Source organism: Streptomyces sp. UW30 (assembly GCF_008042075.1).
Classification (GTDB): domain Bacteria; phylum Actinomycetota; class Actinomycetes; order Streptomycetales; family Streptomycetaceae; genus Streptomyces.
Genome location: NZ_RDBN01000037.1, coordinates 1,053,771 through 1,060,202 on the forward strand (window position 1 = coordinate 1,053,771; position 6,432 = coordinate 1,060,202).

General features: G+C 70.8%; 5 protein-coding genes and 1 pseudogene. 3 read left to right on the plus strand and 3 right to left on the minus strand.

The window, feature by feature from the left end:
* The first annotated feature begins 16 nt into the window (after positions 1-16).
* Complete coding sequence (locus EAO75_RS23450) at positions 17-1,597, plus strand: ABC transporter substrate-binding protein (protein WP_147997021.1); 1,581 nt, start codon at positions 17-19, stop codon at positions 1,595-1,597.
* A gap of 79 nt (positions 1,598-1,676) precedes the next feature.
* On the opposite strand, the gene EAO75_RS23455 is transcribed toward EAO75_RS23450, so the two are convergent.
* Positions 1,677-2,348 (minus strand): response regulator, encoded by a 672-nt coding sequence (locus tag EAO75_RS23455; RefSeq protein ID WP_030946450.1) that lies wholly within the window; start codon positions 2,346-2,348, stop codon positions 1,677-1,679.
* Positions 2,349-2,425: 77 nt separating this feature from the next.
* Entirely contained in the window at positions 2,426-3,445 is a 1,020-nt protein-coding gene (locus EAO75_RS23460) for a RecB family exonuclease (RefSeq protein ID WP_147997022.1), read from the minus strand.
* Positions 3,446-3,619: 174 nt separating this feature from the next.
* Here EAO75_RS23460 and EAO75_RS23465 point away from each other — a divergent pair, with 174 nt between their 5' ends.
* Positions 3,620-5,257 carry a site-2 protease family protein gene (locus EAO75_RS23465; protein WP_147997023.1) on the plus strand — a complete coding sequence of 546 codons (1,638 nt, stop codon included), beginning with the start codon at positions 3,620-3,622 and terminating at the stop codon, positions 5,255-5,257.
* A 71-nt stretch (positions 5,258-5,328) separates the two neighbouring features.
* A complete protein-coding gene (locus tag EAO75_RS23470; RefSeq protein ID WP_147997024.1) occupies positions 5,329-6,231 on the plus strand; it encodes a tRNA (adenine-N1)-methyltransferase in 903 nt (300 codons plus the stop codon).
* Positions 6,232-6,337: 106 nt separating this feature from the next.
* Here EAO75_RS23470 and EAO75_RS23475 read toward each other — a convergent pair.
* Positions 6,338-6,432: pseudogene (locus EAO75_RS23475) on the minus strand (tRNA (adenine-N1)-methyltransferase); the annotation flags it as partial.

The following is a 6,432-nucleotide window of genomic DNA, read 5'->3' on the forward strand; positions in this document are numbered from 1 at the left end:
GACAAGGCACTCGTACGTGAACATGCGCAACCAGTGGCCGGTCCTGCCCGTCGTGGCAGGGCTGGCCTCCGGCCTGCTGACCGGCTGCGGCACCCAGACGGGGGACTCCGGGGCGCCAGGTACCTCGGTGGTCGTGGGGATGGCGGACGACGTCCTGGCCACCGACCCCGCCTCGGGCTACGACCCCGGCTCCTGGCTGTTGTTCAACAACGTCTTCCAGTCGCTGCTCAGCTTCCCCAAGGGCGCCACGGAACCGCAGCCCGAGGCCGCCGAGGAGTGCGCGTTCTCCGACACGAGGGCCACGGTCTTCGAGTGCACCCTCAAGGACGGCCTCAAGTTCAGCAACGGTGACGACCTCACCTCGAAGGACGTCAAGTTCTCCTTCGACCGCCTGCTGAAGATCAACGACCCCGACGGCCCCGCGGTCATGTTCCCGACCCTCGACAAGGTCGAGACGCCGGACGACAAGACGGTCGTCTTCCGGCTCAACTCCTCCGACGCCACGTTCCCGAGCAAGATCGCCTCCGGCGCCGGCTCCATCGTCGACGAGGACCAGTACGACGCCGACGGCCTGCGCAAGGACGGCGCCGCCGTCGGCTCCGGCCCGTACAAGCTGGACACGTTCGACGACGACGAGGCCGTCTTCTCGGTCAACGAGAACTACAAGGGCACCGCCGACGTGCAGAACTCCGGCGTCGCGCTGAAGTTCTTCCACGGCGACCAGGAGTCCCTGAAGAAGGCCCTGCTCGACAACGAGGTCGACATCGCCTACCGCGGCCTCACCGCGGGCGACATCGCCGACGTCGAGAAGTCCGGCGGCGACTCCGGCGCCGAGGTCGTCGAGGGCGGRAGCGCCGAGGTCCAGCACCTGGTCTTCAACATGGACGACCCGGTCACCGGAAAGCTCGGTGTCCGCAAGGCCATCGCCTACCTCATCGACCGTGACGCCCTCATCAAGGACGTCTACCAGGGCACGGCCACCCCGCTGTACTCGATCATCCCGGCCGGTATCAGCGGCCACAACACGGCCTTCTTCGACACCTACGGCGCCCGCCCGTCCAAGGACAAGGCCGCCGCGGCGCTCCAGGACGAGGGCATCAACGGCAAGGTCAAGCTGACCCTCTGGTCCACCCCGTCGCGCTACGGCCCCGCCACCGACGACGAGTTGAAGGCGATCGCCCAGCAGCTCAACGACAGCGGCCTGTTCGACGCCGACGTCCAGTCCGTCGCGTTCGACGCGTACGAGAAGGACATCGCCGCCGGCAAGTACGGCGTGTACGTCAAGGGCTGGATCCCGGACTACCCGGACGCCGACAACTTCACGGCCCCCTTCTTCGGCAAGGGCAACGTGCTCGGCAACAACTACAGCAACAACGCCATCACCGGCACGCTCATCCCGCGCACCGCGGCCGAGAGCGACCGCTCCGCGACCGACGACGACTTCGGCCAGCTCCAGGACATCGTCGCCAAGGAGCTGCCCGTCCTCCCGGTCTGGCAGGCCAAGCAGTACGCGGTCGTCCGCGACAACGTCTACGGCCTGGAGTACTGCCTCGACGCCTCCACCGTGTTCCGCTTCTGGGAGCTCAGCAAGGGCTGACGGACGGCCGTACGCGCCCACGTACGCCGAGGGCGCCCCTTCTTCGGAAGGGGCGCCCTCTTCGTCATGACCCGGACTCCTACTGCGCGCCGGGGCGCACCAGACCGCTCTCGTACGCGTACACCGCGGCCTGCACCCGGTCACGCAGACCCAGCTTCGTCAGGACATGACCCACGTGCGTCTTCACGGTGGTCTCGCTGACGAACAGGTCGGCGGCGATCTCGGCGTTGGACAGACCCCGCGCCACCAGCTTGAGCACCTCCACCTCGCGCTCGGTGAGCGTGTGCAGCGTGTCCGGCACCGGCTCGTCGCCCGAGGGCAGATGCGTGGCGTACTTGTCGAGCAGCCGCCGGGTGATGCTCGGCGCGAGCATCGCCTCACCGGCCGCGACGACACGGATCGCCTGCACCAGCTCATTGGCCGGGGCGTCCTTCAGCAGGAAGCCGCTGGCGCCCGCCTTCAGCGCCTCGACCACGTACTCGTCGAGATCGAAGGTCGTCAGCACCAGCACCTTCGCCGGGCCGTCCCGCCCGGGCCCGGTGATCTGCCGCGTCGCCTCGACCCCGTCCATCCGGGGCATGCGGATGTCCATCAGGACCACGTCGGGCTGCAGGGCCCGCACCTGGTCGAGGGCCTGCAGGCCGTCTCCGGCCTCGCCCACGACCGCGATGTCCTGCTCGGCCTCCAGGATCATCCGGAAGCCGGTGCGCAGCAGGGGCTGGTCGTCGACCAGTAGGACGCGGATGGCCACGTAAGTCTCCTTCGCTAGTCCGGCCCCATTCTGCCCTGCTCGCCGCCACCGGACTCGCCCGCCCTGACCGGCAACGACTACAGCGCCCCGGGGGCGCCCTCCGGAGTCCCGGCCGAACCCGGGTCGGGCACGCGCACCGGCAGCGGATACGGCGGGGGAGTGCCGCCGAATTCCGGGCAGTGCGCCTGGTGATCGCACCAGCCGCACAGCTTCGTCGGCCGGGGTCGCCAGTCACCCGACTCGGTCGCCTGCCGGATCGCGTCCCACAACGCGAGCAGCTTGCGCTCGACCCGCTCCAGGTCCGCGAGCACGGGGTCGTACGTCAGCACGTCACCGCTGCCGAGATAGACCAGCTGAAGCCGGCGCGGGACCACGTTCTTCAGCCGCCAGACGACCAGGGCGTAGAACTTCATCTGGAACAGTGCGCCCTCGGCGTACTGGGGCCGGGGCGCCTTGCCCGTCTTGTAGTCGACGATGCGCACCTCGCCCGTGGGTGCCACGTCGACCCGGTCGATGATCCCGCGCAGTCTGAGGCCCGAGTCCAGCTCGGCCTCGACGAACAGCTCGCGCTCGGCGGGCTCCAGGCGGGTCGGATCCTCCAGCCCGAACCAGCGCTCCACGAGCTGCTCCGCCTCACCCAGCCAGGTCGCCAGCTGCTCGCCCTCGGGATCGTCCGCGAACAGCTCCACGACCTCGGGCCTGCTCTCCCGCAGCCGGTCCCACTGCCCGGGGATCAGCGACTTGGCGCGCGGAGCGGTCCGCTCGGCGGCCGGCGCGTCGAAGAGCCGCTCCAGCACCGCGTGCACGAGCGTCCCCTTGGTCGCCGCCGCACTCGGCTTCTCGGGCAGCCGGTCGATCACCCGGAACCGGTACAGCAAGGGGCACTGCATGAAGTCACTGGCACGGGAAGGGGACAGCGAGCTCGGCGGTATCACCGGCCGGACGGTGGCCTCGGCGGCCGTGGGCCCGCCCTCACCTGCCGCGGCCGTGGCCGCCGTACCGTCCGTCCCCGCCGCAACCTCGTCCGCCACCGGTGCCGTCGCCGGCGCGGCGTCACTGCCGCCGTCCGCCGCGGCACCCTCCGTGCTCGTCTCCATGACCACAGACCTTACGGCCCACCACTGACAGTGACCCACCACCGCTGTTACGGCCGGTACGTCAGGGGAAACTCAGGGGGTGCCGGGGCGGAACGCGTCAGGGTGGCCGCATACCATCGACCCGAGACCCTTTCGCCCGGCAGGCGCGGAAGACGCTTCGAACGAGGGGACACCGTGGACGAGAGCGGCGGGAGCGGGCAGCCGCGGTCCGGCACCGACGAGTCGACCGAGCGCCGACCGGACCGGACGGCCCCGGCCACCGACCCCACACGCCCCGATCCGACCCGGGACGACGCCGCCCACGAGGACTCTTCGGCCCCGCCCGCCCCTGAGGACCGCACGGAGGGCGAAGCCCCACGGGACGCACGGGGCACGGACGACGAGAGCGATGCATCCGGCAAGGACGCCGGGCTCCCGGCGCTCACCCCGGCCCAGGAGGCGCAGGCCTCCGAAGCGGTCCAGGTCGGTGTGCCGCCGGTGGCACCGGGTACGCCGGACGCCATCGTCGCGAAGATCACGGATGTGGCGCACGACACGTTCATCTCCGGGATGAGCCTCGCGTCCCTCGTCGCCGCGGGTGTGGCGGTCGTGGCGGTCGGGGTCGCGTTCCCCCTCGCCCACTCCGGCACCGCCAAGGGCCGTCCGCCCCAGCGCCCCAAGGACCCCCGGGGCGGGCTGCTGATGGGGCGGCCGTTCGGGGTGCCCGTGTACGTCGCGCCCAGCTGGTTTCTGGTCGCCGCGCTGATCACCTGGGTGTTCGGCGGGCAGCTCGACCGCGTACTGCCCGAGCTCGGCGCCGCCCGCTACCTCGTCTCCCTCTTCTTCGCGGTCGCCTTCTACGCGTCCGTCCTCATCCACGAACTCGCCCACACGGTCGCCGCCCTCCGCTTCAAGCTCCCCGTGCGCCGCATCCAGCTCCAGTTCTTCGGCGGCGTCTCCGAGATCGAGAAGGAAGCCGAGACTCCCGGCCGCGAGTTCGTGCTGGCCTTCGTCGGCCCCCTGCTCTCCCTCGTCCTCGCCGGCGTCTTCTACGGCGCCATGCAGTTCGTCGAACCCGGCACCGTCCCCGGCGTCCTGCTGGCCGGCCTGATGGTCTCCAACCTCATCGTGGCCGCCTTCAACCTGCTCCCCGGCCTGCCCCTCGACGGCGGCCGCATGCTCCGCGCGGTCGTCTGGAAGATCACCGGCAAGCCCATGAAGGGCACCATCGCCGCCGCCTGGGTCGGCCGCGCCCTCGCCGTCTCCGTCCTGGTCGGCCTGCCATGGCTCACCCAGTCCGGCGCCCTCGGCTCCGACGCCGTCGACAACGTCGGCATGGACACCGTCATGGACGCCCTGCTCGCCGCCATCCTCGCCGCGATCATCTGGACCGGCGCCGGCAACAGCCTGCGCATGGCCCGCCTGCGCGAACACCTCCCCGAGCTGCGCGCCCGCAACCTCACCCGGCGCGCCGTCCCCGTCGAGACCGACACCCCCCTCTCCGAGGCCCTGCGCCGCGCGAACGCCTCCGGCGCCCGCGCCCTGGTCGTCGTCGACGCCGACGGCAACCCCGTCTCCCTCGTCCGCGAGGCCGCCATCGCCGGCGTACCCGAACACCGCCGCCCCTGGGTCCCCGTCAGCGGCCTCGCCCAGGATCTGACCGACGGCATGCGTGTCTCCGCCGAACTCTCCGGAGAGGAACTCCTCGACGCCCTGCGCGCCGCTCCCGCCACCGAGTACCTGGTCGTCGAGGAGACCGGCGAGATCTACGGCGTCCTCTCGGCGGCGGACGTGGAGCGGGCTTTCGTGAAGGCGATGGCCCGCCCGAGCTGAGCACCGCTCTCCCCGGCGGTGCTGCCTTGTTCGTGGTCAGCCGCCTCCACAAACCCCGGTAGTCTGTTCACATGTCCGAACCGACCGGTGCCGCCCGCAGGCGCGGGCCCTTCAAGGTCGGGGACCAGGTACAGCTGACCGACCCCAAGGGCCGCCACTACACGTTCACGCTCGAAGCCGGGAAGAACTTCCACACCCACAAGGGCTCCTTCCCGCACGACGAACTGATCGGTGCTCCCGAGGGCAGCGTTGTCCGAACCACCGGAAACGTCGCCTACCTCGCGCTGCGCCCCCTGCTCCCCGACTACGTCCTGTCCATGCCCCGTGGGGCAGCCGTCGTCTATCCCAAGGACGCGGGACAGATCCTCGCCTTTGCCGACATCTTCCCCGGCGCCCGCGTCGTCGAGGCCGGCGTCGGCTCCGGCTCGCTCAGCAGCTTCCTGCTGCGGGCCATCGGCGACCAGGGCATGCTGCACTCCTACGAGCGCCGCGAGGACTTCGCCGACATCGCCCGGCAGAACGTGGAGCGCTACTTCGGCGGCCCGCACCCCGCCTGGCAGCTCACCGTCGGCGACCTCCAGGACAACCTGAGCGACACCGACGTCGACCGCGTCATCCTCGACATGCTCGCCCCCTGGGAATGCCTGGAGGCCGTCTCCAAGGCGCTCGTCCCCGGCGGCATCGTCTGCTGCTACGTCGCCACCACCACCCAGCTCGCCCGGACCGTCGAGTCCATCCGCGAGATCGGCTGCTTCAACGAGCCGACCGCCTGGGAGTCGATGATCCGCAACTGGCACATCGAGGGTCTCGCCGTCCGCCCCGACCACCGGATGATCGGACACACGGGCTTCCTGCTCACCGCCCGCCGACTCGCCGACGGAGTCGAGCCGCCCATGCGCCGCCGACGCCCCGCCAAGGGCGCCTACGGCGAGGACTACGAAGGCCCCAACGCCGACGGAGGCTCCGGCCGCTGAACCGGCCCCGCACTCCACCCAACGCACCGGCGCTGTGGTCGAGTTCCCAGGTCACCCAGGGAACTCGACCACAGCGCCGGTGCGTTGGGTGGAGTGCGGGGCCGGTTCAGCGGCCGGAGCCTCCGTCGGCGTTGGGGCCTTCGTAGTCCTCGCCGTAGGCGCCCTTGGCGGGGCGTCGGCGGCGCATGGGCGGCTCGACTC